The sequence below is a fragment of the Pseudomonas sp. D4002 genome, assembly GCF_013385665.1.
GTDB lineage: Bacteria > Pseudomonadota > Gammaproteobacteria > Pseudomonadales > Pseudomonadaceae > Aquipseudomonas.
The window spans coordinates 139,756-164,534 of the sequence record NZ_JACAPN010000031.1; the positions used below are offsets into that span (position 1 = coordinate 139,756).

The following is a 24,779-nucleotide window of genomic DNA, read 5'->3' on the forward strand; positions in this document are numbered from 1 at the left end:
CCTGTGGTCTCAAGAGACGGGCATTTAGCCTTTTTTCTTGTAGGCCACGCAATCGATCTCAACCTTGCAATCGACCATCATGTTCGCCTGCACACACGCCCGCGCCGGAGCATGTTCCGGGTTGAAGTATTCGCCGAAGACTTTGTTGAAGCTCCAGAAGTCCCGTGGGTCTTCCAGCCATACACCGACGCGCACCACGTCTTCAAGGGCGTAGCCGGCTTCTTCGAGAATCGCCACCACGTTGCGCATGGTCTGGTGGGTCTGCTCGACGATCCCGCCCGTGATGATTTCACCGTCCACCGCCGGCACCTGGCCCGACACGTACAACCAGCCATCCGCTTCCACCGCGCGGGCGAAAGGACGAGGCTGGCCGCCGCCTGCAGTGGCGCCGGTGCCGTAACGAGTAATGCTCATAATGGATCTCCTGAAGTGATGATTTAAAAACGAATGTTCTTGAGAAATTCCGCGAGTCGCGGCGATTGCGGGCGTTCGAAAATGTCTTTCGGCGGCCCTTGTTCTTCAATGCGGCCCTGGTTCATGAAGACGATCTTGTCCGAGACTTCATAGGCAAAGCGCATTTCGTGGGTGACCAGCAACATGGTCATGCCCTCTTCCGCCAAACCCTTGATTACGCTGAGCACTTCGCCCACCAGTTCCGGGTCCAGGGCCGAGGTGACTTCGTCGAACAGCATCAGGCTCGGGTTCATCGCAATCGCCCGGGCAATCGCCACGCGCTGTTGCTGGCCGCCCGACAGTTGGCCCGGGAAGTGATTGCGGCGCTCCAGCAGGCCGACACGGTCCAGCCATTTTTCCGCCAGTGCAACCGCTTCGTCCTTGCCCATCTTCTTGACCTTGAGCAGGCCCAGGGTGACGTTCTGCAAGGCGGTCAGGTGCGGGAACAGGTTGAACTGCTGGAACGCCATGCCGGTCATTGCGCGGTGCTGGGAGATCACCCGCTCCGGGTGGCGCACGCGCTTGCCGCCGACCTCGCTGTAGCCGATGGATTCGCCGTCGAGGGTGATCTGGCCGCCCTGGAATTCTTCCAGCAGGTTGACGCAACGCAGCAGCGTGGTCTTGCCCGAACCGCTGGAGCCGATCAATGTCACGACGTTGCCGCGCTGCATGCTCAGGTCGACGCCCTTGAGCACTTCCACCGGGCCGTACTGTTTACGCAGGCCGCGAATGTTCAGCAGTGGCTGGCTTTCTTTTGAGAGTTGGTTCATGGCAACGCCACCCGCTTTTCAATGTAACGCCCCAACAATTCGATGGCGTAGTTGATGACAAAAAACATAAAGCCTGCAAACAGGTAGAACTCCAGGGTCATGAACGTCCGGGCGATGACCTGTTGGGTGCTGAGGAGCAGCTCGGCCACACCGATCACCGACAGCAAGGTGGAAGCCTTGACGATTTCGGTGGACGAGTTGACCCAGGTCGGCAGGATCTGCCGCAGCGCCTGGGGTAACAGCACGTAGCCCAGGGATTGATAGAAGGTCAGGCCGATGGCCTTGCCCGCTTCCAGTTGCCCCTTGGGAATGGCCTGCAATGCACCGCGCACGATTTCCGAAACGTGAGAGCCGCAGAACAGCGTCAGGCCCACGGCACCGGCCTGGAACGCAGTGATCTGCCAGCCAAGCGCCGGCAGCATGTAGAAGCACGCCAATACCAGCACAAATACCGGCGTACCGCGGATCAGGTCGACGTACAGGCGAAACGGTGCGCGCATCCAGAATTTGCCGTAGGTCAGTACCAAGCCGGCGACGATGCCGATCAGGGTGCCGAAGATAATGGCCAGGGCCGAGCAGTAGACGCTGGTCTGGAACCCCGCCCAGAGGGTTTCCCGGGCGATCCACAACTCATGCAGCCAGCTGGGGGATTCGTACATGGGCGCTCCTTAGCGGCGAATTGCCAAACGCTGTTCCAGGTAACGGAGCAGCATGGCAATGAGGTAACAGGCAGCCACGTAGAGCGCGGTCGTGACCATCCAGGTTTCAATCACCCGGTAGCTTTCGACGTTGATCTTGCGGGCGTAATAGGTCAGCTCCGGCACCGCGATGGCGGCCGCGAGGGAGGTGTCCTTGAACAGCGAGATAAAGTTGTTCGACAGCGCCGGCAGCACGTTGCGCAGCATCACCGGCACGGTGATGTACGCGCGGATACGCCATTCGCCCAGGCCAATGGCCAGGCCCGCTTCACGCAACCCCTTGGGAATGTTCAGCAGGCCTGCGCGGAAGACTTCGGTGAGGTAGGCACCGGCGTACAACGACAGGGTGATGATGAACGAAGGGATCTTGTCCAGCCGGATACCCAGGCTGGGCAAGGCGAAGTAGATCAACAGGATCAGCACCAGGATCGGGGTGTTGCGGATCACCGTCACATACACCGAGGCCACGATGCGCAGCGCACGGTGTTTGGACAGCATCGCAAACGCCATCAACAGGCCGATCACGCAACCGATGGCGATGGACAGCAGTGCCAGTTCAAGGCCGAGGCCGAGCCCCGCCAGCAAGCTGGGGAAATCGCGCCACACAGCGGCAAAGTTCAACTGATAGTTCATGGTCGGCAGTACCTGATTGGGGCGCCGTCAGCGACGCCCCAGGGTTTACGAATTACTTGAACTCAACCGGGAAACCGATCGCAGGCTCCGGCAGGTCCACACCGAACCATTGCTTGAACGAGGCCTTGTACATTGGGAATTCCACACCGGTCATGGCTTCATGCAGGGCGGTGTTGACGAAGTTCAGCCAGTCCTGGTCGCCACGCTTGACGGCGCACGCATAGGTTTGCGGGCTCCAGGCGTAGCTCGGGCTGCGGTAGCGGCCCGGGTTTTGCACCATCAGGTACTTGACCGAGGACTGGTCGGTGGCAGCGGTGTCGGCACGCCCGGAGTTCACGGCCTGGTACATCAGGTCGACGCTGTCGTACTGGTCGACCTTGGCTTTGGGCAATGCCTGGTGCACCAGCTCTTCGGCGTAGACGTTTTGCAGCACGGCCACGGTGACGCTGTCGCCGGCGGCCTGCAGGTCTTCGATTTCCTTGTACTTGCTGTTGGCCGGCAGCAGCAGGCCCACACCTTCGCGGTAGTACGGCAGGGTGAAGGCCACCTGCTGCGCACGGCTTGCCGTGACGGTGATGAACTGGCAGCTCATGTCGACCTTGTCGGTCAACAGGTTGGGAATGCGGGCATCGGAAGACTGCACCACGTATTCGACTTTGCTCGGGTCATTGAACAGACCCTTGGCCACGATGTGGCCGATGTCGATGTCAAAACCCTGCAACTTGCCATCCGCTCCCTGGAAGTGCCACGGCGCATTGGTACTGCCTGTACCCACGATCAGGTGCCCACGCTTGAGCACTGTATCGAGCTTGCTGTCCGCCGCCTGCACTACGCTGGCGAGGGAAGCCGATGCGGCGAAGAGAAAAACACACGCTTTGAACACGGAAGGTCGGTGATGCATGACAAGCACTCCAGGGATTGTGTATTCCGCTATACCGGAACTTAGTATGTAACAACGGAATAGACAGCAGAAAGTGTGCCACACGCAGTAACAGAAAAATATTGCGGGATTAATTTCTTTTTAAATCAAATGGATAGATTTTTATCAGCGATAAGGCACTGGGTCAGCCGCTGCAATCAGATTGCTACCGTTGGCTACACACCGGGGTGACAGGCCACATTTGGGTGCGGGGGCGGGTCGTTACCGTGCACGAAAGCGGTGCGGTGGCCGGATGGAAGAATTCCGTGGCTGGGCTAGTCTTGGCAGATGATCGACCCTCCAAGGAACGCGTTCAGATGAAGATCAGTCTTGTCCTTATGTTGTTGTCGCTGGCGTTTGCCACCCAGGTGTTCGCCAAGGATGACCGGCGCGAATGCAAGGCCGAGCTGGTCAGGCTGAAGGCGGCGTTCAGTACGAACTACACCACGCAGAATCATCATGGGTATCGTCGGGCCAAGGATGCAAAGGATCAGGGTGACTATAAGCAGTGCGTGGGGTTGGCGAAGAAGGCTCGGGAGCGGGCGGAGCGCTGAAGGCTTTGGGGCTGCTGCGCAGCCCAGCGGGAGCAAGCTCCCTCGCCACAATGGGCTACTTGGAGGTGGGTACCTGTCAGTTTTGACAGTAGACGGTTTTGATCGCCGGGATTAGCGTGGGCCAGGCCTTTCGCTCAAGGAGATCATCATGGGAATTGCAACGGCGGTGATTGCCGATGCCGAGCAGTATCAGCAGTTGCTCAAGACGCATAGAACGGTGTTCATGCTGTTTGTTTCGCAGCACTGCCCGGCCTGCGGGGAAGCCGGGCCACTGTTTGAACGGATTGCCGGGAAATACGCCAGCTCCGTGAAAAGCCTGGTGCTCGACACTGCCCGAACCCCGAGGCATCCCGAGGTTACCGGCACGCCTACCCTGCTGGTTTTCCAGAATGGCAAGATGATCAATAAGCTGGAGGGGTTCGACGAAAAAACGCTGAGGGAGACGTTCGCCAGGACCAGAATCAGTCCTCCAACATCAACCGCGCCGTCCCCGAAACCCGAATCGAGGCACCCTTCTCATCGGTGATCTGCGCCTGCAGGCGCGAACGGCTGCCCATGTCCTCGCCTTGGATGATGTCGATGCGCCCGTTGTGCGGCCAGCCCAGGTCCCGCAGGTAGCCGGCAAAGGCAGCGGTCGCGGCACCGGTGGCCGGGTCTTCGTACACGCCGCCCACCGCAAACGGGTTGCGGGTGTGAAACAGTGTCGAGCTTTCGGCAAACACCAGCACCACGGTACCCAGCCCGGCGTCGGTCATGTAGCGGCGACCGGCCTCCAGTTCATAGTGCATCTGGCTGAGTTTGGCGCGGCTGTCGAGCGCCAGCACCAGGTGGGAGATGCCGGCATGGATGATCGCTGGCGGAATGCTCGGGTCCAGGTCATTGCGGGTGTAACCGAACAGGGTCAGGCCCGCGTCCACCAGGGCATCGTTGGCCGGTGCGCTGCGGGTTGGCGGGGATTGCAGCGCGGCCTCGATCAGGTCGCCTTCGCTGCGACCGCTGACCGATATATCGCCATTGTTCAACGCCAGGTGGAATTCGCCATCGCCCAGCGCCAGGCTCAAGGCCGCACCGAGGGCGATGGTGGCATGCCCGCAAAACGCAACTTCGGACTCCGGCGCGAAGTACCGCACGCGCCAGCCGTCATCCTGCGGGCAGGCGAATACGGTTTCCGAAAACCCGACTTCGTGGGCGATACGCTGCATTTCTGCAGCTTCCGGCAGGCTGTCACCGATCCAAACACCTGCAGGGTTACCGCCCTGGTTGCCGTCACAGAATGCAGAAATCTTAAGCACGTCCAAAGTCATTCGGGTAACCCTTCCTTAACGGTTCAGTGAGCGGCGATGCTATCCAAAGGCCAGCCCAGCGTCGAATGAAATTCACCCGTTAAAGAGGGGCCAGCAACACCTGCGTGACCCGCCGCTCCTCCACCGCCGCCACGGTCAGGCGCCAGCCTTCATGTTCCAGGCTGTCACCGACCACCGGCAGTCGATCCAGCAGGCTCATCACCAGCCCGGCCAGGGTCTGGTAATCCTCCGTCGCCACAGCCTTGAAGCCGGTGCGCTGGCGGATCAGGTTGAGGTTCAAGGCGCCATTGACGCGAAAACCACCCTCCTCCTCGACGATATCCGGGCCTTCGACCTCACTCGCATCCGGCAACTCACCGGCGATGGACTCGAGGATGTCGGTCATGCTCAACACCCCGATAAAGTCGCCAAATTCGTTGATCACGAAGGCAATGTGAGTCGACTCCTGACGCATCTGCTCCAAGGCATTGAGAATCGAAAAACTCTCCAGCAAGTTGACCGCCCGGCGCGCCAGGTGCTCCAGGTTCGGCTCGTTACCGGCCAGGTATTCCTTGAGCAACTCCTTCTTGTGCACAAAGCCCAATGGCTCGTCGACATTACCGTTGCGGATCAAGGGCAGGCGCGAGTAAGACGAATGCATCAGTTTCAGGCGGATAGTGTCGGGATCGTCCGACAGATCTATAGAGTCCACCTTCGCCCGAGGCGTCATCAGCGTACGGATCGGGCGTTCAGCCAGTTGCAGCACGCCACTGATCATCACCCGCTCGCGCCGGTCGAACAGCGGCCCGCCGTTGGCATCGGGGTTGTCCAGCAGGTCGGCGACCTCTTCACCCACCTCCTCCACTGCCAGATTACGCCCGCCGAGCAAACGCATCACCGCGTGGGCCGTACGCTCACGCCTCGGCAGCGTGCCCTGGGCCGACTTCTTGCGGCGCGACCGGGCGATCTGGTTGAACAGCTCGATCAGGATCGAGAAGCCGATGGCCGCGTACAGATAGCCTTTGGGAATGTGGAAGCCCAGGCCTTCGGCCGTCAGGGCAAAACCGATCATCATCAGGAAGCCCAGGCACAGCATGATCACCGTCGGGTGGGCGTTGACGAAACGGGTCAGCGGCTTGCTGGCAATGATCATCAGGCCGATGGAAATGATCACCGCGATCATCATCACCGCCAGCTCATCCACCATGCCCACGGCGGTAATCACCGCATCGAGGGAGAACACCGCATCCAGCACCACAATCTGCGCAACGATCGGCCAGAACATCGCATAGGCCACGTTGCCAGTGCGCTGAGCCACATGCCCCTCAAGGCGCTCATGCAATTCCATGGTGGCCTTGAACAACAGGAACACACCACCAAACAGCATGATCAAGTCACGGCCCGAGAAACTCTTGTCGAACACCTCGAACAGCGGTTGGGTCAGGGTCACCAACCAGGAAATACTTGCCAACAGGCCCAGACGCATCAGCAACGCCAGGGACAAACCGATCAGACGCGCACGGTCACGCTGCTCCGGCGGCAGCTTGTCCGCCAGGATCGCGATAAACACCAGGTTGTCGATGCCCAGCACCAGCTCCAGCACAATCAAAGTCAACAGGCCGAGCCAGGCCGTTGGATCCGCTAACCATTCCATTTTTCAGTATCTCTTCAAGTTTTTCAGAATGCCGGGCACGGCAACGCACGGTCGAGGGACCGGGTAAGGGTAGGCAATCGGAAGACGGGGTGCCTGGCCTGGAGGCAGGCGATCAGCGGGAACGGCGACAGTGAATGTCTTGGGGAAAGACGACTGGGAGGCTCCGAGAGGGTGTTCATGTAGTTCCTGTTGTGGAAAAAGGACTTGAATCGTACAGGCGAAACGGGAATTTCCTACAATCTAAAATTATTACAAGATCTGTAGGATCAAGCATTCTGATATTAGGGAGAATGTCGTGAGCCAACAATTTTTCACTATGGTTGGGACAGCCCATAACAAATTTTGAGCATTTGATCGTTCCCACGCTCTGCGTGGGAATGCATACCGTGACGCTCCGCGTCACCCTCGCGCCGGACTTCAGCCAGGCTTGTAGCATCAAGCTTTATCGTCGGGCAGATTCACACGATCTTGCTGCTCTTCACTGATCAGGTATTCAAGAAACGCGGTATACGTCGGCCATGAATCCGGCGCAGTCAACAAGGCCTCCCTACCCAGGCGGCACACATCCACGTCATCACACCAAATCACCCGACCGCCTCCGCCCGAGCAATCCATCACGATCAAACTGGCCGGCGGCTGGGCTAATACCAAAAACTGCCGCGCAAGCCCGGCACGCTCTCGAAGACTTCTGGTTTCGTCCAGGACATTCGGCGCAGGCGCCCACCCTATTGCGTGCAAGGGCAAAACGTAGATTCCAGAGCCATCGAAGAACTCGGCAGCCTCACGAAAATCATCCGCAAGCTCCAGGCCAAGGTGGCTCTGCACCTCATCAAGAAACCCAGGCTCAACGGCGCGCGCGCCATTCAAAAGCAAACATTGCTGCCGGATCATTGCTAACGTGGACATCAACACCCGCCCTCGCGTCTAGAGATTTGCCCGCGTGCCAAGAAAGCGCAGATAGCGCCCATCCTCGTTGTCAAAGATCTCGGCCCCTGCGCCCATGTATGCCCGCATCAATTCATCGGCGGCCTGATCATCGTGGCCCTGATCCAGCAAAACCTGCCCCAGGCGCAGATGTAAAAACGGATTTCCGAGACCGCCCGGACAGGTCATCGCATAGTCCAAGGCATCCCGGGCTGAGCCGTTGAATCCGGATAAAAAGCATGCATCAGCGATGGCAGCCAATACCCAGGTGGAGGCTTCCCAATCATTTTTCGGCTCGGGGATCAAGATCCAGGCCTTGTTGTATTGCTCGATGGCCTCTTCATAACGGCCGTCATCGGCCAATTGATCACCTGCACTGCATAACGACTGGATCTCTTCGTGCAGCGACGCTGCAAGCTCAGTGGTCATGAGGACTCCTCCAGAGATCCATCTGCATCCCAGAACGACCACAGCCCAACTTCCTGGCCACGCTCATAAACGCCCTGCGCCGCCACCTGTCCATTGTCGTGGTAGTCCCGCCAGTCGCCGTGTTCGGCGCCATCCACGTAATTCCCCTCGGAAGCCAGGTTGCCGTTTGGGTGGTAGGCGCGAAAAAGCCCATGTCGAATCCATTGCGTGCCGTCCTCGGACAGGTAACGCGAATACCTGAATCGAACCTCACCGGTCTCGTAGGGAATTTCCGCTATGTGTAACGCGTTTGGTTTTTCGTCCATGGCAAACCTGCTGCGGTGTGTTGATGTGCTTTCAGACTCTGTTGAGAAAACTGACTTTAGCCGGCGTTGTACGTTTATGCCCGTTATTCAGAACGGCCCTTTCGTCATCACCCGCTCATCAATGAAGCTACGCAACATCGCAATCCGCTGCGTATAGGCTTTGCTCAGGCAACTGACTTGGGCGCCGCACGTATGCCGTTGCTTGAGCCACACAGCCTGATCATCCATCAACGAACCGCGCCCGCCCATGGCCATGAAGTGCCGATTGAGGTCATAGAGCAGCGCCATGGTCACGTCCTGATCATTCAGGGAGCGCGTGGCACAGATGGTTTTCTCGTCAGCCGCCTTCGCCCGGTCACAGTCAAAACTGGCCGCCAGGCTCACAGGGCTGAGCCACAACACAGAAAACCCGGCGAGCACTGCGAATACCGCCGGTTTAATCAAACGAACTGCCATGAAAATTACCTCCTACAGAGGGCTACGCGCCACACCCTGCCCAAACCGATAAATCGCCAGGCAATACCCAATCAACGCCACCGCTGCCAGCAACCCGCCCGCCGCGCCGATCCAGGCAAAACCAAAGTGGCTGCCCACCCAACTGCCCATCAACGCCCCACCGCCAATACCGATGTTGTAGATCCCGGAAAACATCGCCATCGCCACATCCGTGGCATCCGGCGCCAGCACCAGCACCTTCGATTGCAACGCCAGGCCAAAACCCATGATGGCCATGCCCCAGAACACACTCAGGGTCACCAGGTACGACACCTCGCCACTCAACGGCAGCAACAACGCCAGGCACAGCGCCAGTATGGTCACCGCGCTGATCAGGAAACGATGGGGGCTAAAGCGATGCACCAGGCTGAACAACAACGAACCAATAATCCCCGCGCCGCCAAACACCAGCAGGATCAGGGTCACCGTATTGCCACTCATACCGGCAACACCTTCAACAAACGGCTCAACATAACTGTAGGCAGTGAACTGCGCCGTCACCACCATCGCCGTCAGCACATACAACGCCACCAGCGCCGGGCGCTTGAACAACAGCGGCAAGCTGCGCAGCGAACCGGAGTTCTGGCTCGGCAGCAGCGGCAAGGTGCGCGCCAGCCAGAACACCAGCCCGGCGGCAAACGCGCCGATCACCAGGAAGGTGGTGCGCCAGCCCATGGCTTCGCCCAGCAAGCGGCCCAGCGGAATACCCAGAACCATCGCCAGGGAAGTACCGGTAGCCAGCAACCCAAGGGCCTGCACCTGCTTGCCCTCCGGCGCCAAACGCACCGCGAGGGAGGCAGTAATCGACCAGAACAACGCATGGGACAGGGCAATGCCGACCCGGCTGAGCATCAGGATGCCAAAGCTGGTGGCCACGCTGGACAGGATATGGCTGGCGATAAACATGCCGAACAGCACGATCAGCAGCTTGCGCCGCTCGACGTTACGGGTCAGCAGCATCACCGGCAGCGAGGTCAGGGACACGATCCACGCATAGATGGTCAGCATCAGGCCGACGCTGGCGATGGGCATGTCGAAGCTCGCGCCGATGGCTCTCAGCAGGCCGACCGGTACAAATTCGGTGGTATTGAAAACGAAAGCAGCCAACGCGAGAGCGAAGACCGGTTGCCAGTTGGCTTGAGGTGTTGCGGCGGAAATGCTCATTGACAGGTCGTCGTACTCGTTTGCGCGCGGATCAAGCCGGCCCGATGCCGGGCCTTGAGCCGCGCGCAAAAAATAGTAACACGACGATTCAGGGATCGACTTGCCCCATCAGTTCGGGAATCGACTCAGGACGCTTGGCATAGCGCTGGGCCAGCGCCGCGCAGACCATCAACTGGATCTGGTGAAACAGCATCAGTGGCAAGATCAGCACCCCCATGCTCGCCCCGGCAAACAACACCTGGGCCATCGGCACACCGGTGGCCAGGCTTTTCTTCGAGCCGCAGAACAGGATGGTGATCCGGTCTTCCTGGCTGAAGCCAAAAGCCTTGCCCAGCACCGTGGACGCCACCAGTACCAGCGCCAGCAACACACAGCACGCCACCACCAGGCCACCCAGTTCCCACAACGGAATCTGGTGCCAGATGCCTTCGTTGACCGCTTCGCTGAAGGCGCCGTAGACCACCAGCAAAATCGACCCCTGGTCGACGAACTTCAGCCAGGATTTGTTACGCCCTACCCACTCGCCGATCCAGCGACGGGCGATTTGCCCGGCGATGAACGGTAGCAACAATTGAACACTGATTTTCAGGATCGCATCGACGGTGGAGCCGCCATCGCCATGCACATTCAGCAGCAACGTCACCAGCAATGGCGTCAGGAAGATCCCGAACAGGCTCGACGCCGCCGCGCTGCAAATCGCCGCCGGGATATTGCCCCGGGCCAGGGAGGTAAAGGCAATCGCCGACTGCACGGTGGCGGGCAACGCACACAAATAGAGCATGCCCATGTACAGGTCTTTACCGATCAGCGGCGACAACACCGGCTTGAGCGCCAGGCCCAGCAACGGAAACAGCACGAAGGTCAGGCTGAACACCAGCAGGTGCAGGCGCCAATGACCCGCACCGGCAACAATGGCCTGGCGCGACAGTTTCGCGCCGTGCAGGAAAAACAGCAGCGCGATGGCCAGGTTGGTCACCCAGCCAAAGGCCACGGCGGTCTGGCCGCTGGCGGGCAGCAGGGACGCGAGGATCACCGTGGCCACCAGGGTCAGGGTGAAGTTGTCAGGTAAAAAGCGTGGGCGGGTCATAGGCCAATCTTCCAGGGGTTGCCAATAGCATCGTCGCGACTCTAACGTAACGGCTTGTTACCGACTAACGCCAATGAGCCAGTAAATGCCGCCAAAAGGACATGACAAAACCGTGCGCCGCAGCGTGCCCGGGCTTTCCAGCCTGCCCAGGCCGGTGTATGGCCGCACCGAATCCCTGCCCAACCGCGCGCTGACCCGCCGCCATAGTCACCCGTGGGTGCAGTTGTCCTACGCAATATCCGGGGTGCTGGAGATCCAGACCAGCGTAGGACGCTTCGTCGCGCCACCCCAGCGAGCCGTGTGGATACCGGCCGGCATGCCACACCGGGTGTTCAGTTCGCCCCATACCGAGATGCGCAGCCTGTACCTCGATTGCAGCGTCACCGCCTGGGCGGCCGACCGCTGCCAGGTGTTGGCGGTGAGCAGCCTGTTGCGCGAGTTGATTCGCAGCTTCAGCGAATTGCCGGTGGAATACGCCGAGGACGGCCCGGATGGACGGCTGGCCCAAGTGGTGCTGGACCAACTGGCCGCCGCGCCCCAGGTCGACCTGATGTTGCCGCTGCCCGCCGACAGCCGCTTGCGGCAGATTTACCGCAGCCTGAACCTGCACCCGGAGCAGCAAACCACCCTGGGGCAGTGGAGCCAGAAACTGGCGGTCAGCGAGAAAACCCTCAGCCGGCTGTTCCTGAGCGACACCGGCCTGACCTTTCGCGCATGGCGCCAGCGCCTGCGATTGTTAAGCGCCCTGCCCGCCCTGGAACAAGGCGAACGCGTGACCGACGTAGCATTGGCCTGCGGCTACGAATCCACCTCGGCCTTCATCAACGCCTTCCGCCAGCAGTTCGACGCCACACCCGGTGAGTTCTTCCGCTGACCATCAGACAAAGAAGCTCCAGAGCGAAAACTGGGTTTCCTATGGGAACTCGCCCCCCCTGTGGAAACTCGGTCCCCTGTGGGAGCTGTCGAGCTTTAGCGAGGCTGCGATGGCGGCCTGACTGTCGACATCTCTATTGCCTGACAGGGCCTCATCGCAGCCTCGCTAAAGCTCGACAGCTCCCACAGGGAACCCAGTTGAACAGTTAAACCTCGCTCACGCCTGCGCCTTGGCCAACACCGCCTGCAACAACACATCCGCCCCCGCCGTCGACCACTGCGGATGAATCTCCTCCGCCTCGTTATGGCTCAACCCATCCACACACGGCACAAAAATCATCGCCGTCGGCGCCACCCGGTTCAGGTAGCAGGCATCATGCCCGGCCCCGGAAATCATGGTGCGATGGCTATACCCCAACGCTTGCGCCGAAGCCCGCACCACCTCCACACACTCAGGGTCGAAGGCAATCGGCGCGTACTGGAAAATCTGCTTCACGCTGTGCTGCAAACCAATCCCCTCGGCGATCCGCGCCACCGCCGCCTGCAACTGCCGATCCTGATACCCCAGCACCGCTTCATCCGGGTGCCGAAACTCCACACTGAAAAACACCCGCCCCGGCACCACGTTGCGTGAATTGGGGAAGATATTCGCCATGCCCACCGTCGCCCGCCCTTCGGCGCCCTGTTCCAGGCCGATCTGGTTCACCGCCTCCACCACCCGGGCAAATCCGAGCAATGCATCGAGCCGGTGATCCATCGGCGTCGTCCCGGCATGAGCACTGCGCCCGCTCAGTTCCACTTCATACCAGCGCTGGCCCTGGGCGCCGGTGACCACACCGATGGTCAGGCCCTGTGCCTCAAGAATCGGCCCCTGTTCGATATGCAACTCAAACGCCGCATGCACCGCCTGGCCACCCACCGGATGCGCACCGGCATAGCCAATCTGCTGCAACGCCTGGCCGATGGTGATCCCGGCCTTGTCTTCCCGGGACAGGCCGTACTCCAGGTCAAACACCCCGGCATACACCCCCGAGGAAATCATCGCCGGCGCAAACCGCGAGCCTTCTTCGTTGGTCCAGTTCACCACTTCGATTGGCCGCTCGGTTTCAATCCCCAGGTCATTCAAGGTGCGCACCACCTCCAGCCCGGCCAGCACGCCGTAGATACCATCGTACTTGCCGCCCGCCGGCTGGGAATCGCCATGGGAACCGGTCAGCACCGGGGCCAGGTGATTCTGGCGCCCGGCGCGACGGGCAAAGATATTGCCCATGGCATCCACCCGAATGCTGCAACCGGCCGCCTCGCACCATTGCACAAACAGGTCGCGACCGCGGCGGTCCTCATCCGTGAGGGCCAGGCGCGAGACCCCGCCCTTTTCGGTGCCGCCGATCTGCGCCATTTCCATCAGCGAGCCCCACAGGCGCTCGCCATTGACCCGCGCCAAGTCGTTCATGAACGCGGCTCCTGGGGTTTGGCCCGGTAGCGGAAGTCACAGTGATGGGCACCGCCCATGATGGTCTGGGTGCGGGTCAGCTTGATGTCCGGGTTGTAGCCGACGATAAACAGTTCGTCGCGGTTGCAGGACAGCAAGTGACCGATCTCGCCCAGGCCCATCTCGTGATACATCTCGGCATAGCGGCAGCGCTTCACGTCATAGTCGTAGTGCTCGGCGTCGCTGGCGATGATCTCGACCTTCAGCGCATCGTCCTTTTCCCAGAGCACTTGCAGCTCGACAAAGCTCTTGAGGTCGGCGCCCTGCTCTTCCAGTTCGGAAAAGTGCTTGCCGGCCTGGATCGCCGCATTGCCCACCGCCTCGCCGATCACCGCCGCCGCAAAGTCCTTGCCCTGCTCGCGCACCAGGATCTCGTAGATCGGCTTGATGATTTCGGCTTCGATCCGCCGCCGGGCCAGGATGCCCAGTTCACCTTCCAGCTTGCTCATTGTGTGCCTCCGTAAACCTGTAGGAGCGAGCTTGCTCGCGAAGATATTCCAGGCGCATCGCTGCGTTGACTGTACATTTTTCGCGAGCAAGCTCGCTCCTACAGGGGTGGGTTGTTACTTGCCGCCCGCCACACTGACTGGCTGCCACTGATTACTTTTGACCTCATACACGGTGAACGACGGCTTCTTCAAATTGCCCTCGGCATCAAACGCAATGGTCCCGGTCACGCCCTGATAGCTGATGGCGCGCAGCACCGGCAGGTACTTTTGCGGGTCCACCGAGTCGGCTTTCTCGATCGCCGCCACCAACACCCCGACACCGTCATAGGCAAACGGCGCGTGCAGTTCGATCGGCGCCTTGTAGCGATCCTTGTAAGCCTGCTCGAACGCCTTGCCACCCGGCATCTGCGCCACCGCCAGGCCCGGCTCCAGGGCAATCACGCCCTCGCCTTCGTTCTGCGCCAGTTGCAGGAAGGTCTGGCTGACAAACCCACCGGCCCCCATCAGCGGTGCCTTGATGCCCAGTTGCTTGATACGCCTGGCCAAAGGCGCGGCCTGGGAATCGACGCCACCAAAGAAAATCAGGTCCGGGTTCTGGCTGCGGATATTGGTCAGCACTGCGCTGAAATCGATGGTCTTGTCGTCGACGTATTCACGAGACACCACCTTGGCGCCACCGGCCTCGATGGATTTGACGAACTGGTCCGCCAGGCCCTGGCCGAATGCGGTGCGGTCGTCGATCACCGCAATGCGCCGGGCCTTGAGGGTGTTCAAAGCATAGTCGCCGGCCACCTGGCCGCCATCGTCGTCATGGCCCATGATCCGGAAGCTGGTGTCGAAGCCCTGCTGGGTATACGCGTGCCCGGTAGCAACCGGGGCGACTTGCGCGATACCTGCATCGTGATAAACCCGCGCCGCCGGAATGCTGGTGCCGGTGTTCCAGTGGCCCACCACGCCCACCACGCCTTCGTCCACCAGGCGCTGGGCCACGGTGACGGCGGTGCGCGGGTCGGACTGGTCGTCCTCGGACAGCAGCTTGAAGGTCACCGCCTCACCGTTGATTTTCGGGTGCTTGGCGTTGGCCGCGTCGATGGCCAGTTGCGCGCCGTTTTCCAGGTCCTTGCCGATCCGCGCCGACGGGCCGGTCAACGGCCCAGCCAGGCCGATCAATACGGTCTGGTCGGCCTGGGCCATGGCACTCGCCAGGCTGCTCAAGGCCAGGCCGATCACTAGGGTGTGCTTGAAAGTCTTCATCAGTGGTTCCTGTTTCTTTACGGGCTGGTCGGAACACGCCGGGCGTCCGGTAGCGTCAGGGTTGATTCATTCACCGAGGTAGGCACTGCGCACCTCGGGGTGGTCGAGCAATTCATGGGACGGGCCAGTGAGGCTGATGCGCCCGGTGTCCATCACATAGGCACGGTCGGTGACCTGCAGCGCGAGGCGGGCGTTCTGCTCTACCAGCAGCAGGGTCATGCCCTGGCGGCACACGTCGTCGATCACCTGGAAGATCTTCTCCACCATGATCGGCGCCAGGCCCATGGACGGTTCGTCCAGCACCAGCAAGCGCGGCTTGGAGAGCAGCGCCCGGGCCAGCGCGAGCATCTGTTGCTCGCCACCGGAGAGCAGGCCGGCGGACTGCTGCAGGCGCTCCTCCAGACGCGGGAAGTGCTCGAACAACTGGCGGATCTCGCGGTTCACCTGCTCGCTGTCGCGGCGCAGGAACGCCCCCGCCTGGAGGTTTTCCAGGACGCTCATGCGCGCAAAGATCCCGCGCCCTTCCGGTACCATCGCAATGCCCTGGCGCAGCAATTGGTCCGGCGCCTGGCCGAGGATCGAACGCCCGGCGAAGTGAATCTGCCCCGCCGCTGCCGGCAGCAATCCGGTCAGGGCCTTGAGGCTGGAGGTCTTGCCGGCACCGTTGGCGCCGATCAACGTCACTCGCTCGCCTTCGCCGATGTGTAAATCCAGGGACTTGACCGCTTCGATGGCGCCGTAGCGCACCTGCAAGCCGTCGACTTTCAATAAAGGTTCAGACATGGGCGCTGGCTCCCAGATAGGCCTGGATCACCGCCGGGTCGTGGCGCACCTCGGCAGGCGCGCCCACGGCGATCACTTGGCCGTAATCGAGCACGCTGATGCGGTCGCACACCCCCATCACCAGCTTCACGTCGTGCTCGATCAGCAGCAGCGTGTGGCCGTCGTCGCGGATCTTTTCCAGCAGGCCGCGCAGTTGCACTTTCTCGGCAGCGTTCATCCCGGCGGCCGGCTCGTCGAGGGCCAGCAAACGTGGTTCAGTGGCCAGGGCCCGGGCGATTTCCAGGCGGCGTTGATGGCCGTAGGACAGGCTGTCGGCGCGGTAATTGGCGAACCCCGCCAGCCCGACATACGCCAACAGGCGATGGGCATGGGCGCGGGTTTGCGCTTCTTCTTCCCGGGCTCGACGATGGCGACTCAAGGCGGCCCACACGCCATTGCGGGTGCGCACATGGCGGCCGACCATGACGTTTTCCAACGCGCTCATGGTGTTGAACAGGCGGATATTCTGGAAGGTCCGGGCGATGCCGGCCTGGGCCACCTGGTGCACGCTGGCCGGCTTGTAGTCCTCGCCGTCGAGCTGGAAGCGCCCGGAATCCGGGGTATACAGGCCGGTCATCACGTTGAAGAAGGTGGTTTTACCGGCGCCATTGGGGCCGATCAAGCCATAGATCTCCCCAGGCTGGATGCTCAGGCTCACGTCGGTGAGCGCCGCCACGCCGCCGAAGCGCTTGTTCACCTGGTCAATCTGCAACAGCGGCTGATTCATCGCGCCACTCCTTTTGGCCACAGGCCTGCCGGTCGATAGAGCATCGCCAGGATCAGCGCGAGCCCATAGAACAACTGACGAATGATTTCCGGGTCCACCAGCACCTGGCCGAACAGCGCCTGCTGCAACGGGCCCATGCTCGCGCGCAAGGCTTCGGGCAACGCCGCCAGCAATACGCAGCCGAGAATCACCCCCGGGATATGGCCCATGCCGCCGAGCACCACCATCGCCAGCACCGCGATGGACTCATTGAGAGTGAAGGACTCCGGCGAGACAAAGCCCTGGAACGAGGCGAACAACGCCCCGCTCACGCCGCCAAACCCGGCACCGATGGCGAACGCCAACAGCTTCAAGCGCAAGGTGTTGACGCCCATGGCCTGGGCCGCTTCCTCATCTTCACGAATCGCCACCCAGGCCCGCCCGATGCGCGAACGCTCCAGGCGAATGCAGGCAAACAGGATCAGCACCACCAGCGCGGCGAACAGGTAGTAGTACAGATAGACCGAAGGCAGGCGCAGGCCGAACAGCTCCTGGGTGCGCCCGAGGTTGATCCCCAGCAGGTTGACCGGGTCGACCTGGGAAATACCTTTGGGCCCGTTGGTGATGTTCACCGGGCGATCCAGGTTGCGCAGCAGGATGCGGATGATTTCACCAAAGCCCAGGGTCACGATGGCCAGGTAATCGCCGCGCAGGCGCAAGGTCGGTGCGCCCAACAACACGCCAAAGCCCGCTGCCAGCAACGCGGCCAAGGGCAGGATCAACCAGATCGAGGTGTGCATGCCCGCCGGCAGCAGCGCCATCAGCGCCGGGAATTGCTGCAACAGATGCGGCGAGGACAGCAATGCGGCGAGGTACGCGCCCACTGCGTAGAACGCGATAAAACCCATGTCCAGCAGCCCGGCGTAACCCACGACGATGTTCAGGCCTAGGGCCAGCATGATGTACAGCAAGGCGAAATCGAGGGTGCGCACCCAGGTATTGCCGCCGGCATGCCCGACAATCCACGGCGCCAGCACCAGCGCCACGGCGAACAATACAAGGCCAAAGCTGGCGCGCTGGCGGGAGGTATTCAGGACACTCATGCGCGGGTCGCCAGTCGTTCGCCCAACAGCCCCGAAGGACGAAACACCAGCACCGCGATCAACACGATAAAGGCAAACACATCCTGGTAATTGCTGCCGAACACACCCTGGGTGGCAGCGCCCAGGTAGCCGGTACCCAGGGCCTCGATCAACCCCAGCAGCAGGCCGCCAAGCATCGCGCCCTTGAGGTTGCCGATGCCGCCCAATACGGCTGCGGTGAACGCCTTGATGCCCGGCAGGAAACCCATGTAGAAATGCGCGCTGCCGTAGTTGCTCGCCATCATGATCCCTGCCAATGCCGCCAGGGCGCCGCCAATGGCAAAGGTCAGCACGATGATGCGATTCGGGTTGATGCCCATCAGGCTCGCCACCTGCGGGTTCTCGGCCACGGCGCGCATGGCCCGACCAAAGCGTGTGCGTTCCACCAGCACCAGCAGCGCGACCATCACCGACAGTGCGACGGCAATGGTGGTCAGGGCGGTAGCGTTGGTGATCGCCGGATGCGCCGAAGCGCCCGCGAGCACTTCAATCGGTTCCAGCGGCAGCAGTTGCGGGAACATCTGCGGGTTACGCGTCCACACCAACATGGCGATGGTTTGCAGCAACAACGACACCCCGATGCCGCTGATCAATGGCGCCAGGCGCGGCGCATTGCGCAGGCGCCGGTAAGCGACCCGCTCAATCAGCGCCGCGAGTACCGCGCAGAACGCCATGGCAATCACAGTGGCTGCCAGCAGCACCAGCACCGGCGGCATCGCCGGCCATGTCACCTGCAACAGGCGAATCACCGAGAGGCCCACCAAAGCGCCAATCATCAACACATCGCCATGGGCAAAGTTGATGATCCGCAAAATGCCGTAGACCATGGTGTAACCCAAGGCCACTAGCGCGTAGAGACTGCCCGTCATCAAACCATTGAGCAGCTGCTGGATAAACGCATCCATGGAAACCATCGACCTCACTACTGACGAGGGCGGCACACTAAGCATCTATTCTGTTTTTATCAAATATCAGAAATTCATATGGTTATGCCAAACGCATAAAGCGCTATAAACGCCATAAATACGGCATTTATGGCTCTTTATTTGCCATCTCACTTAGTATTTAATTCAACACATGAATAATTTAGAACAGTTAGCCAATGACCCGCCGTTGCGTGCCGTGCGCACCTTCGAAGCGTTTGCCCGCCACGGCGGAGTGAATTCCGCCGCCCGCGAACTGGACGTGTCGCCGTCCGCCGTCAGCCATCAACTGCACCTGCTGGAAAGCTTTCTGCAGCAAGCGCTGACCTTGCGCCAGGGCCGCAACCTGGTGCTCACCGAAGAAGGCCGCGAGTACTACCGGGCCATCCGCTCGGCCTTCGCCGTACTGCGCAGCGCCACCGAACACGTGCGGGAAAAAAGCGCCACGCGCCAGGTCACCATCAGCCTGATCCCGCTGTTCGGCATCAACCTGTTCATCCCGCGCCTGGCACAGTTCCTCAAGGACCACCCGGCGCTGGACATCAACGTCACCTACGCCAACCACCGCAGCTACCCCAGCGACGCTGCCGATTTATCGATCCGCTTCGGCACCGGGCACTGGCCGGGGTACCACAGCGAGCCGCTGATTTCCGGGGCGGTGACGCCGTATTGCAGCCGCGCATTCCTGGAGCAACACGGCCCGATCGACACACCTGAGGCGCTGAGTGAATTACCGCTGTTGCACGACGAAGAACGCGGCACCTGGAGCCAATGGTTCCAGGCCGCCGACGTGCATCACGGGACCGCGTTGAATGGTTTGCTGCTGGAGGATGGTCAATTGGCGCTGACGGCCACGCTGACCGGGTTGGGCTGCTCACTGCTGCGCGCGCCACTGGTGGCGCCGCATGTGGCAAATGGGGAGTTGGTGAAGCTGTTTGATCTACAGGTCGATGATGGCCGCCAGTACTACCTGTGCCGGCGGGCCAACAGCGAGTTGTCGAGCGAGGGGAATCACTTGTACGACTGGATCAAGAACAACCTTGCGGGGAATTGAAAACACCGCAGATCCAATGTGGGAGCGGGCTTGCTCGCGAATGCGGTGGTTCAGCCAGCACATGTATCGACTGACCCACCGCATTCGCGAGCAAGCCCGCTCCCACATTTTTGTGTGCGTTTCAATTCAGAATGGAGTCAGCTGCCGTTCCCGCCATGCGCCTCTTCAAAGAAGTAATCCTTCCAGCTCCCCGCCTTGTTCTTCAACACCCCCAACTCCTGCAATTTCTCGGCATAGATATAGGTACGCTGCGGCACGATGGTGAAGTCGATTTCCGGGTCCTGGACAATCTTCTCCACCAGCGCCAGCGGTAGCTTCGACTGCTCTACACGAATGTAAGCCTGGGCCGCTGCCGGCTTGTCGGCCTTGATGATTTTCTCGGCCTCGGCCAACGCGTCATAGAACGCCTTGTAGGTCTTGGGGTTCTCGTCGTGGAATTTCTCGGTGGTGTACAGCACATTGAACGTCGCCGGGCCGCCGAGAATGTCGTAGGAACTCAGCACCTTGTGCACCTTGGGATTCAACAACTCCTGATACTGGAACGGCGGGCTGGAAAAGTGTGCGTTGATCTCTGAACCGCCAGCAATCAGCGCCGCAGTGGCGTCCGGATGCGCCAGGCTGATGGAGATATCGTCGAACTTCTTGTAGTTGTCGTTCCCGAACTGCTTGGCGGTTTCAATCTGCAAGGTGCGCGACTGAAAACCCACGCCCGCGGCCGGTACGGCGATGCGGTCTTTTTCGCTGAAGTCCTTGAGGGTCTTCACATCCGGGTTATTGGTCAGCAGGTAATTGGGCATCGAGCCCAGCGAGGCGATGGCCTTGACGTTCTGCTTGCCCTTGGTGCGGTCCCACAGCGTGAGCATGGGCGGCACACCCGCTGACACCACGTCCAGCGCGCCGGCCAGCAGCGACTCGTTCATCGCGGTGGCGCCGGAGATACTGTTCCACTCCACCTTGATGTCCAGGCCCTGCTCCTTGCCGTGTTTCTCGATCAGGTTCTGGTCACGAACCACATCGAGGATCAAGTAGCCGATGCCGAATTGCTGGGCGATGCTGATCTTGCCTTCGGCGTGTGCACCAAGGCTGAGGAGCGCACTGGCTGCTGCCAGGAGCGTCAGGGTGGGTCGTTTTATTATCATGAGAACGCTGCCGCGAGGTTGAGAAGGGTTGCGAGCGTAGCGGCCCACGTACAGTGCGAAAAAGAATATCGCGATCTATGGATATACGAAAAACACTGCCCTCCGGCGCTGCTATATTGCGCGCCTGTGCCTGATGTCATCCCCGGAGCCACTCTGCATGCTGCGCACCAACCTCAACGAGATGCTGATCTTCATGGCGGTGGTCGATGGCGCCAGCTTCGTCGCCGGTGGGCAGGCGATGGGCCTGACGCGCTCGGCCGCCGGCAAAGCCGTGGCGCGCCTGGAGGACAGCCTTGGTGTGCGCCTGTTGAACCGCACCACCCGCACCTTGAGCCTCACCGACGAAGGCCGCGCGCTGTATGACCAGGGTCTGGAGATCCTCGCCGCAGTGGACAACGCCCAAAGCCGCATCGGCCAGCCCACCGGGGTACCGCGCGGTTTATTGCGGCTTACGCTGCCCGATGCGTTCGGGCGCAAGGTGTTGCTGCCGTTGTTGAAGAAATACCTGCACGCGTGGCCCGAGGTGCAGGTGGAAGTCAGTTTCAGCGACCGCACCGCCGATATCGTCGAGGACGGCTTCGACCTGGCCATCCGCATCGGCAGCGCAAACACCGACCGCCAACTGGTTTCCCGGGTGGTCGCTCGTTATCAGGCGCTGCTGTGCGCCGCACCGGACTATCTCGCCGAGCGCGGCATACCCCGGGACATGGACGCCCTCGCCCACCACGACTGCCTGTATTTCAGCAGCCGCACGCGCAAGCAAAGCTGGCGCTTTCGCGAATCGGATGGCACCTGGGTCAAGGCGTACGGGCGCAGCCGCCTGCGCCTGGACAGCGGCGAAGCACTGCGCGACGCTGCCGTGTCCGGGCTGGGCATCGCCTTGCTGCCGGACTTCGTGGTGGCCGAGGACCTGGCCGCCGGACGCCTGGTACAGGTGCTGCCCGACCTGGACGCCGGAGACGTGGAGATCCTGGCGATGTACCCGAGCAAACGCTTCCTGGAGCCTCGGGTACGGCGCTTTATCGACCTGATGGTGGATGAGCTGGCGGGCTGATCAGTCGGCGTGGGCAATCACCTTGATCTCGACGATCTGTGCATCGGACGCCAGGTAATTCACGCCGACCAGGGTCGCGGCCGGGCGATGCTCACCGATGTATTCTTTCCACACATTGACCACCGCTTCAAAATCGCGCTTGGCATGCACCAGGAAGAAATCCACCGCGGCAATGTTCGAGCGGCCAACGCCGAAGCCGGCCAGCACATGGTCGAGGTTCTCCAGTGTCTGGCGGGTCTGGGCGGCGGCATCACCGTCAACGAACTCACCTTCCAGGGTGTGAGAAAACTGCCCGGCAATATAGATCGTGCCATTGACGCGGTAGCCCTGGCTGACGCTGTTGCCCTCTTCCCATGAAACGCCGTGGTTGTAGATCGTGGGTTTGCTGCTCATGTCGGTTTCCTTGGGCGATGATTTAAGGAAACTGTAACAAGGGCATTGGCGAATGGACGTCCCCACTGAGGCGACCAAAAACTACCCGCCCACGCCCTTCGGCTGGTATCGTGCCGCCCTTGAAAAAACCGCTGCGAGGAAATCGACCTTGAACACTGACGAAAAAATGACCGGGGACCTGTTCGAGGTGGATAAGCGCCTGTCACTCAAGCCCGTGGTGGACTTCAACAACTACCTGCGCAGTGCCTTCGGCGATGGCCCCTGCACCTGCATCCGCTGCGTCGCCAGCGAAGGCAACGAGGCCGGTTACGAGTTTCAGCACACCTTCGATTTCGACGGCAAAAAAAACCACCGCCGCTTCGCCTCCACCGCCGGCAGCGACGTGCTGTTGATACTGAAGAAAGCCTGGTTGTCTTACACCAAGGCCGAGCTGCCGTTGAGCGGCGCGCTGGCGCTGGACACGGTGAAGGAATTTGTCGAGCCGCAGCTGCACAAGCGCGTGGCGCCGCTGTTCCTGGCCAGTGGGTTGGTCAAGGATGTAGAAGGTGAGTGGCGGATGCAGCCGCAGGCAGCAAGCTGATAATCGCGCAAACAGGCAACAAGCTGCTTCACTGACAAGGCTGTCCTCTCAGCGCAAGGAGTCGCCGATGGCCGAGCCAAGCAAAAAGATGAGCCTGATGGGCCTGACCACCCTGGTGGCGATCAACATGATGGGCTCGGGCATCATCATGCTGCCCGCCAGCATGGCGCAATTGGGTGCGATTTCGCTGCTGTCGTGGCTGATCACCGCCGTGGGCTCGATGGCGATCGCGTACTGTTTTGCCCAGTGCGGCCTCTTCTGCACCCGCACCGGCGGCATGTCGGCCTATACCGAAGAGGCCCACGGCAAGTCGGGTTTCTTCCTGTGTTCGTTCCTGTATTTCCTGTCGCTGATCATCGCCAACGTGGCAATTGCGATTTCGGCGGTGGGCTACCTGTCGTCCTTCATCCCGTGGCTGGGCAGCGGCCCCATCCCCTTGTTCATCGGCACCCTCGGGCTGATCTGGCTGACCACCGTGGCCAACTTCGGCGGGCCGCGCCTGACCGGGCGGATCGGCGTGATCACGGTGTGGGGCGTGATCATTCCCGTGGCGGGCTTGAGCGTGATCGGCTGGTTCTATTTCAAGACGGAGGTGTTCAGCGATGCCTGGAACCCCAACCAACTGCAACTGTGGGATGCGATTGGCGCGAGTATCCCGCTGACCCTCTGGGCCTTCCTCGGCATGGAGTCCGCGGCCCAGGGCTATGACGCGGTGGAAGACCCCAAGCGCACCGTGCCGCTGGCCTGCCTGCTGGGCACCCTCGGCGCGGCGCTGGTGTATGTGCTGTCGACCACAGTGATTCAGGGCATCGTGCCCAACGCTGAACTGGCCGAGTCTTCTGCGCCGTTTGCCCTGGTGTATGCGCAGATCTTCACGCCGCTGGTGGGCGATATCATCATGGCCCTGGCGGTAGTGGCGTGCATCGGCTCGCTATTGGGCTGGCAATTCACCCTGGCGCAAACGGCCAAGATGTCGGCGGACCAGCGCCTGTTTCCGCGCTTCTTCAGCCGGGTCAGCCGCGCCCACGCGCCGGTGTTGGGGCTGATTGCCTGTGCGGCGTTGCAGAGCCTGATTGCCTTGTCGACCATCTCGCCCACAGCCAGTGCGCAGTTCGGCAAGTTGGTGAACCTGGCGGTGGTGACTAATTTGATTCCTTACGTCACTGCGCTGACTGGGCTGCTGGTGATGATGCACAAGGCGCGGGTGGCGGCCTCGATTTATGCACGCAATACCACGGTGTTGCTGATTGCCGTGGGGTATTCGCTGTATGCGATTTATGCGTGTGGTGAGGAGGCGGTGTTTGGTGCGACGCTGGTGTTGGCGTTTGGGTATCTGTTGTATGGTTTTTTGGCGCGGCGGTTTATCACGGCCAGTGGCGGGTGAATATCCGTTATTTTGGTGATGGCTTGTATCGGTTCCGCTCTTACAGCGGCTCACTTTTGAACAGCGCAAAAGTAAGCAAAACGCTCTTGCCCCACCACTCGGCTCCTCGCTTAGGCTCGGTGTGCCCTCACTCCGGCTTTGGACCG

The 24,779-nt window shown here is 61.0% G+C and carries 29 protein-coding genes; 7 read left to right on the plus strand and 22 right to left on the minus strand.

The window, feature by feature from the left end:
* Positions 1–24: 24 nt before the first annotated feature.
* From HX824_RS22770 to HX824_RS22790, 5 genes are read right to left on the minus strand one after another with little or no spacing between them, the layout of a single operon-like run.
* On the minus strand, positions 25–414 hold the full coding sequence (locus tag HX824_RS22770) for a RidA family protein (protein WP_003208000.1): 390 nt from the start codon (positions 412–414) through the stop codon (positions 25–27).
* Positions 415–437: 23 nt separating this feature from the next.
* Complete coding sequence (locus HX824_RS22775; protein WP_003207998.1) at positions 438–1,223, minus strand: amino acid ABC transporter ATP-binding protein; 786 nt, start codon at positions 1,221–1,223, stop codon at positions 438–440.
* On the minus strand, positions 1,220–1,882 hold the full coding sequence (locus tag HX824_RS22780) for an amino acid ABC transporter permease (RefSeq protein WP_003207996.1): 663 nt from the start codon (positions 1,880–1,882) through the stop codon (positions 1,220–1,222). The genes HX824_RS22775 and HX824_RS22780 overlap by 4 nt, the downstream gene beginning before the upstream one ends.
* A gap of 9 nt (positions 1,883–1,891) precedes the next feature.
* Positions 1,892–2,554, minus strand: coding sequence for an amino acid ABC transporter permease (locus HX824_RS22785; RefSeq protein ID WP_003207993.1), 663 nt, complete (start codon positions 2,552–2,554; stop codon positions 1,892–1,894).
* A 52-nt stretch (positions 2,555–2,606) separates the two neighbouring features.
* A complete protein-coding gene (locus HX824_RS22790) occupies positions 2,607–3,455 on the minus strand; it encodes a transporter substrate-binding domain-containing protein (RefSeq protein ID WP_003207992.1) in 849 nt (282 codons plus the stop codon).
* A gap of 335 nt (positions 3,456–3,790) precedes the next feature.
* Between HX824_RS22790 and HX824_RS22795 the strand changes: the two genes are divergently transcribed.
* Both HX824_RS22795 and HX824_RS22800 read left to right on the plus strand, forming a co-directional pair.
* The gene (locus HX824_RS22795) at positions 3,791–4,027 is read left to right on the plus strand and encodes a hypothetical protein (protein WP_003207990.1); all 237 of its coding nucleotides are present in this window, start codon (positions 3,791–3,793) and stop codon (positions 4,025–4,027) included.
* A gap of 148 nt (positions 4,028–4,175) precedes the next feature.
* Complete coding sequence (locus HX824_RS22800; protein WP_083853230.1) at positions 4,176–4,553, plus strand: co-chaperone YbbN; 378 nt, start codon at positions 4,176–4,178, stop codon at positions 4,551–4,553.
* Here the strand turns inward: HX824_RS22800 and HX824_RS22805 are convergent.
* The 8 genes from HX824_RS22805 to HX824_RS22840 all read right to left on the minus strand — a co-directional run bounded on the left by HX824_RS22805 (position 4,489) and on the right by HX824_RS22840 (position 11,368).
* Positions 4,489–5,331 (minus strand): PhzF family phenazine biosynthesis protein, encoded by an 843-nt coding sequence (locus tag HX824_RS22805; protein WP_177055110.1) that lies wholly within the window; start codon positions 5,329–5,331, stop codon positions 4,489–4,491. The genes HX824_RS22800 and HX824_RS22805 overlap by 65 nt on opposite strands.
* Before the next feature lie 79 nt (positions 5,332–5,410).
* Positions 5,411–6,964 (minus strand): TerC family protein, encoded by a 1,554-nt coding sequence (locus HX824_RS22810; protein WP_008436957.1) that lies wholly within the window; start codon positions 6,962–6,964, stop codon positions 5,411–5,413.
* Between the two features lie 435 nt (positions 6,965–7,399).
* Positions 7,400–7,870 (minus strand): hypothetical protein, encoded by a 471-nt coding sequence (locus HX824_RS22815; RefSeq protein WP_177055111.1) that lies wholly within the window; start codon positions 7,868–7,870, stop codon positions 7,400–7,402.
* Positions 7,871–7,888: 18 nt separating this feature from the next.
* Positions 7,889–8,317: a hypothetical protein gene (locus HX824_RS22820; protein WP_003207983.1), complete on the minus strand. Its 429-nt coding sequence runs from the start codon at positions 8,315–8,317 to the stop codon at positions 7,889–7,891.
* Positions 8,314–8,517 carry a toxin-antitoxin system YwqK family antitoxin gene (locus HX824_RS22825; RefSeq protein ID WP_371132908.1) on the minus strand — a complete coding sequence of 68 codons (204 nt, stop codon included), beginning with the start codon at positions 8,515–8,517 and terminating at the stop codon, positions 8,314–8,316. Before HX824_RS22825 ends, HX824_RS22820 begins: the two co-directional genes overlap by 4 nt.
* A gap of 192 nt (positions 8,518–8,709) precedes the next feature.
* Complete coding sequence (locus HX824_RS22830; RefSeq protein ID WP_177055112.1) at positions 8,710–9,078, minus strand: lysozyme inhibitor LprI family protein; 369 nt, start codon at positions 9,076–9,078, stop codon at positions 8,710–8,712.
* Positions 9,079–9,090: 12 nt separating this feature from the next.
* Entirely contained in the window at positions 9,091–10,281 is a 1,191-nt protein-coding gene (locus tag HX824_RS22835) for a sugar transporter (protein WP_177055113.1), read from the minus strand.
* An 88-nt stretch (positions 10,282–10,369) separates the two neighbouring features.
* On the minus strand, positions 10,370–11,368 hold the full coding sequence (locus HX824_RS22840; RefSeq protein ID WP_087694198.1) for a bile acid:sodium symporter family protein: 999 nt from the start codon (positions 11,366–11,368) through the stop codon (positions 10,370–10,372).
* A gap of 85 nt (positions 11,369–11,453) precedes the next feature.
* Here HX824_RS22840 and HX824_RS22845 point away from each other — a divergent pair, with 85 nt between their 5' ends.
* Positions 11,454–12,242: a helix-turn-helix domain-containing protein gene (locus tag HX824_RS22845; RefSeq protein ID WP_003207977.1), complete on the plus strand. Its 789-nt coding sequence runs from the start codon at positions 11,454–11,456 to the stop codon at positions 12,240–12,242.
* A 216-nt stretch (positions 12,243–12,458) separates the two neighbouring features.
* Here HX824_RS22845 and HX824_RS22850 read toward each other — a convergent pair whose 3' ends face one another.
* From HX824_RS22850 to HX824_RS22880, 7 genes are all read right to left on the minus strand, one after another.
* Positions 12,459–13,694, minus strand: coding sequence for a Zn-dependent hydrolase (locus tag HX824_RS22850; RefSeq protein ID WP_177055114.1), 1,236 nt, complete (start codon positions 13,692–13,694; stop codon positions 12,459–12,461).
* Positions 13,691–14,182 carry an L-2-amino-thiazoline-4-carboxylic acid hydrolase gene (locus HX824_RS22855; RefSeq protein ID WP_177055115.1) on the minus strand — a complete coding sequence of 164 codons (492 nt, stop codon included), beginning with the start codon at positions 14,180–14,182 and terminating at the stop codon, positions 13,691–13,693. The genes HX824_RS22850 and HX824_RS22855 overlap by 4 nt, the downstream gene beginning before the upstream one ends.
* A 114-nt stretch (positions 14,183–14,296) precedes the next feature.
* Entirely contained in the window at positions 14,297–15,436 is a 1,140-nt protein-coding gene (locus HX824_RS22860; RefSeq protein WP_102369347.1) for a branched-chain amino acid ABC transporter substrate-binding protein, read from the minus strand.
* A gap of 66 nt (positions 15,437–15,502) precedes the next feature.
* On the minus strand, positions 15,503–16,219 hold the full coding sequence (locus HX824_RS22865) for an ABC transporter ATP-binding protein (RefSeq protein ID WP_003207970.1): 717 nt from the start codon (positions 16,217–16,219) through the stop codon (positions 15,503–15,505).
* The gene (locus HX824_RS22870; RefSeq protein WP_177008269.1) at positions 16,212–16,985 is read right to left on the minus strand and encodes an ABC transporter ATP-binding protein; all 774 of its coding nucleotides are present in this window, start codon (positions 16,983–16,985) and stop codon (positions 16,212–16,214) included. The genes HX824_RS22865 and HX824_RS22870 overlap by 8 nt, the downstream gene beginning before the upstream one ends.
* Entirely contained in the window at positions 16,982–18,067 is a 1,086-nt protein-coding gene (locus HX824_RS22875) for an ABC transporter ATP-binding protein (protein ID WP_087694203.1), read from the minus strand. Before HX824_RS22875 ends, HX824_RS22870 begins: the two co-directional genes overlap by 4 nt.
* Complete coding sequence (locus tag HX824_RS22880; RefSeq protein WP_177055116.1) at positions 18,064–19,011, minus strand: branched-chain amino acid ABC transporter permease; 948 nt, start codon at positions 19,009–19,011, stop codon at positions 18,064–18,066. Before HX824_RS22880 ends, HX824_RS22875 begins: the two co-directional genes overlap by 4 nt.
* A gap of 172 nt (positions 19,012–19,183) precedes the next feature.
* Here HX824_RS22880 and HX824_RS22885 point away from each other — a divergent pair, with 172 nt between their 5' ends.
* The gene (locus HX824_RS22885) at positions 19,184–20,083 is read left to right on the plus strand and encodes a LysR substrate-binding domain-containing protein (protein WP_134326868.1); all 900 of its coding nucleotides are present in this window, start codon (positions 19,184–19,186) and stop codon (positions 20,081–20,083) included.
* 137 nt (positions 20,084–20,220) lie between these two features.
* On the opposite strand, the gene HX824_RS22890 is transcribed toward HX824_RS22885, so the two are convergent.
* Positions 20,221–21,222 (minus strand): ABC transporter substrate-binding protein, encoded by a 1,002-nt coding sequence (locus HX824_RS22890; protein WP_003207959.1) that lies wholly within the window; start codon positions 21,220–21,222, stop codon positions 20,221–20,223.
* Between the two features lie 157 nt (positions 21,223–21,379).
* On the opposite strand from HX824_RS22890, the gene HX824_RS22895 reads away from it, so the two are divergent.
* The gene (locus HX824_RS22895) at positions 21,380–22,276 is read left to right on the plus strand and encodes a LysR family transcriptional regulator (protein ID WP_177055117.1); all 897 of its coding nucleotides are present in this window, start codon (positions 21,380–21,382) and stop codon (positions 22,274–22,276) included.
* On the opposite strand, the gene HX824_RS22900 is transcribed toward HX824_RS22895, so the two are convergent.
* Positions 22,277–22,669, minus strand: a complete 393-nt coding sequence (locus HX824_RS22900; protein ID WP_003207956.1) for a RidA family protein — start codon at positions 22,667–22,669, stop codon at positions 22,277–22,279.
* A 148-nt stretch (positions 22,670–22,817) separates the two neighbouring features.
* Here HX824_RS22900 and HX824_RS22905 point away from each other — a divergent pair, with 148 nt between their 5' ends.
* Both HX824_RS22905 and potE read left to right on the plus strand, forming a co-directional pair.
* Positions 22,818–23,249 (plus strand): hypothetical protein, encoded by a 432-nt coding sequence (locus tag HX824_RS22905; protein ID WP_177055118.1) that lies wholly within the window; start codon positions 22,818–22,820, stop codon positions 23,247–23,249.
* Between the two features lie 67 nt (positions 23,250–23,316).
* A complete protein-coding gene (potE, locus tag HX824_RS22910) occupies positions 23,317–24,633 on the plus strand; it encodes a putrescine-ornithine antiporter (protein ID WP_177055119.1) in 1,317 nt (438 codons plus the stop codon).
* Positions 24,634–24,779 lie beyond the last annotated feature (146 nt).

Bases quoted from the DNA above. Each gene is read 5' to 3' on its own strand.
- HX824_RS22885 (WP_134326868.1), top strand. From the start codon at position 19,184: ATGAATAATTTAGAACAGTTAGCCAATGACCCGCCGTTGCGTGCCGTG.
- HX824_RS22870 (WP_177008269.1), bottom strand. From the start codon at position 16,985: ATGAATCAGCCGCTGTTGCAGATTGACCAGGTGAACAAGCGCTTCGGC.
- HX824_RS22830 (WP_177055112.1), bottom strand. From the start codon at position 9,078: ATGGCAGTTCGTTTGATTAAACCGGCGGTATTCGCAGTGCTCGCCGGG.
- HX824_RS22780 (WP_003207996.1), bottom strand. From the start codon at position 1,882: ATGTACGAATCCCCCAGCTGGCTGCATGAGTTGTGGATCGCCCGGGAA.
- HX824_RS22860 (WP_102369347.1), bottom strand. From the start codon at position 15,436: ATGAAGACTTTCAAGCACACCCTAGTGATCGGCCTGGCCTTGAGCAGC.
- HX824_RS22895 (WP_177055117.1), top strand. From the start codon at position 21,380: ATGCTGCGCACCAACCTCAACGAGATGCTGATCTTCATGGCGGTGGTC.
- HX824_RS22835 (WP_177055113.1), bottom strand. From the start codon at position 10,281: ATGAGCATTTCCGCCGCAACACCTCAAGCCAACTGGCAACCGGTCTTC.
- HX824_RS22790 (WP_003207992.1), bottom strand. From the start codon at position 3,455: ATGCATCACCGACCTTCCGTGTTCAAAGCGTGTGTTTTTCTCTTCGCC.
- HX824_RS22785 (WP_003207993.1), bottom strand. From the start codon at position 2,554: ATGAACTATCAGTTGAACTTTGCCGCTGTGTGGCGCGATTTCCCCAGC.
- HX824_RS22800 (WP_083853230.1), top strand. From the start codon at position 4,176: ATGGGAATTGCAACGGCGGTGATTGCCGATGCCGAGCAGTATCAGCAG.
- potE (WP_177055119.1), top strand. From the start codon at position 23,317: ATGGCCGAGCCAAGCAAAAAGATGAGCCTGATGGGCCTGACCACCCTG.
- HX824_RS22820 (WP_003207983.1), bottom strand. From the start codon at position 8,317: ATGACCACTGAGCTTGCAGCGTCGCTGCACGAAGAGATCCAGTCGTTA.
- HX824_RS22815 (WP_177055111.1), bottom strand. From the start codon at position 7,870: ATGTCCACGTTAGCAATGATCCGGCAGCAATGTTTGCTTTTGAATGGC.
- HX824_RS22810 (WP_008436957.1), bottom strand. From the start codon at position 6,964: ATGGAATGGTTAGCGGATCCAACGGCCTGGCTCGGCCTGTTGACTTTG.
- HX824_RS22850 (WP_177055114.1), bottom strand. From the start codon at position 13,694: ATGAACGACTTGGCGCGGGTCAATGGCGAGCGCCTGTGGGGCTCGCTG.
- HX824_RS22900 (WP_003207956.1), bottom strand. From the start codon at position 22,669: ATGAGCAGCAAACCCACGATCTACAACCACGGCGTTTCATGGGAAGAG.
- HX824_RS22890 (WP_003207959.1), bottom strand. From the start codon at position 21,222: ATGATAATAAAACGACCCACCCTGACGCTCCTGGCAGCAGCCAGTGCG.
- HX824_RS22775 (WP_003207998.1), bottom strand. From the start codon at position 1,223: ATGAACCAACTCTCAAAAGAAAGCCAGCCACTGCTGAACATTCGCGGC.
- HX824_RS22805 (WP_177055110.1), bottom strand. From the start codon at position 5,331: ATGACTTTGGACGTGCTTAAGATTTCTGCATTCTGTGACGGCAACCAG.
- HX824_RS22840 (WP_087694198.1), bottom strand. From the start codon at position 11,368: ATGACCCGCCCACGCTTTTTACCTGACAACTTCACCCTGACCCTGGTG.
- HX824_RS22880 (WP_177055116.1), bottom strand. From the start codon at position 19,011: ATGGATGCGTTTATCCAGCAGCTGCTCAATGGTTTGATGACGGGCAGT.
- HX824_RS22855 (WP_177055115.1), bottom strand. From the start codon at position 14,182: ATGAGCAAGCTGGAAGGTGAACTGGGCATCCTGGCCCGGCGGCGGATC.
- HX824_RS22795 (WP_003207990.1), top strand. From the start codon at position 3,791: ATGAAGATCAGTCTTGTCCTTATGTTGTTGTCGCTGGCGTTTGCCACC.
- HX824_RS22875 (WP_087694203.1), bottom strand. From the start codon at position 18,067: ATGAGTGTCCTGAATACCTCCCGCCAGCGCGCCAGCTTTGGCCTTGTA.
- HX824_RS22865 (WP_003207970.1), bottom strand. From the start codon at position 16,219: ATGTCTGAACCTTTATTGAAAGTCGACGGCTTGCAGGTGCGCTACGGC.
- HX824_RS22770 (WP_003208000.1), bottom strand. From the start codon at position 414: ATGAGCATTACTCGTTACGGCACCGGCGCCACTGCAGGCGGCGGCCAG.
- HX824_RS22845 (WP_003207977.1), top strand. From the start codon at position 11,454: ATGCCGCCAAAAGGACATGACAAAACCGTGCGCCGCAGCGTGCCCGGG.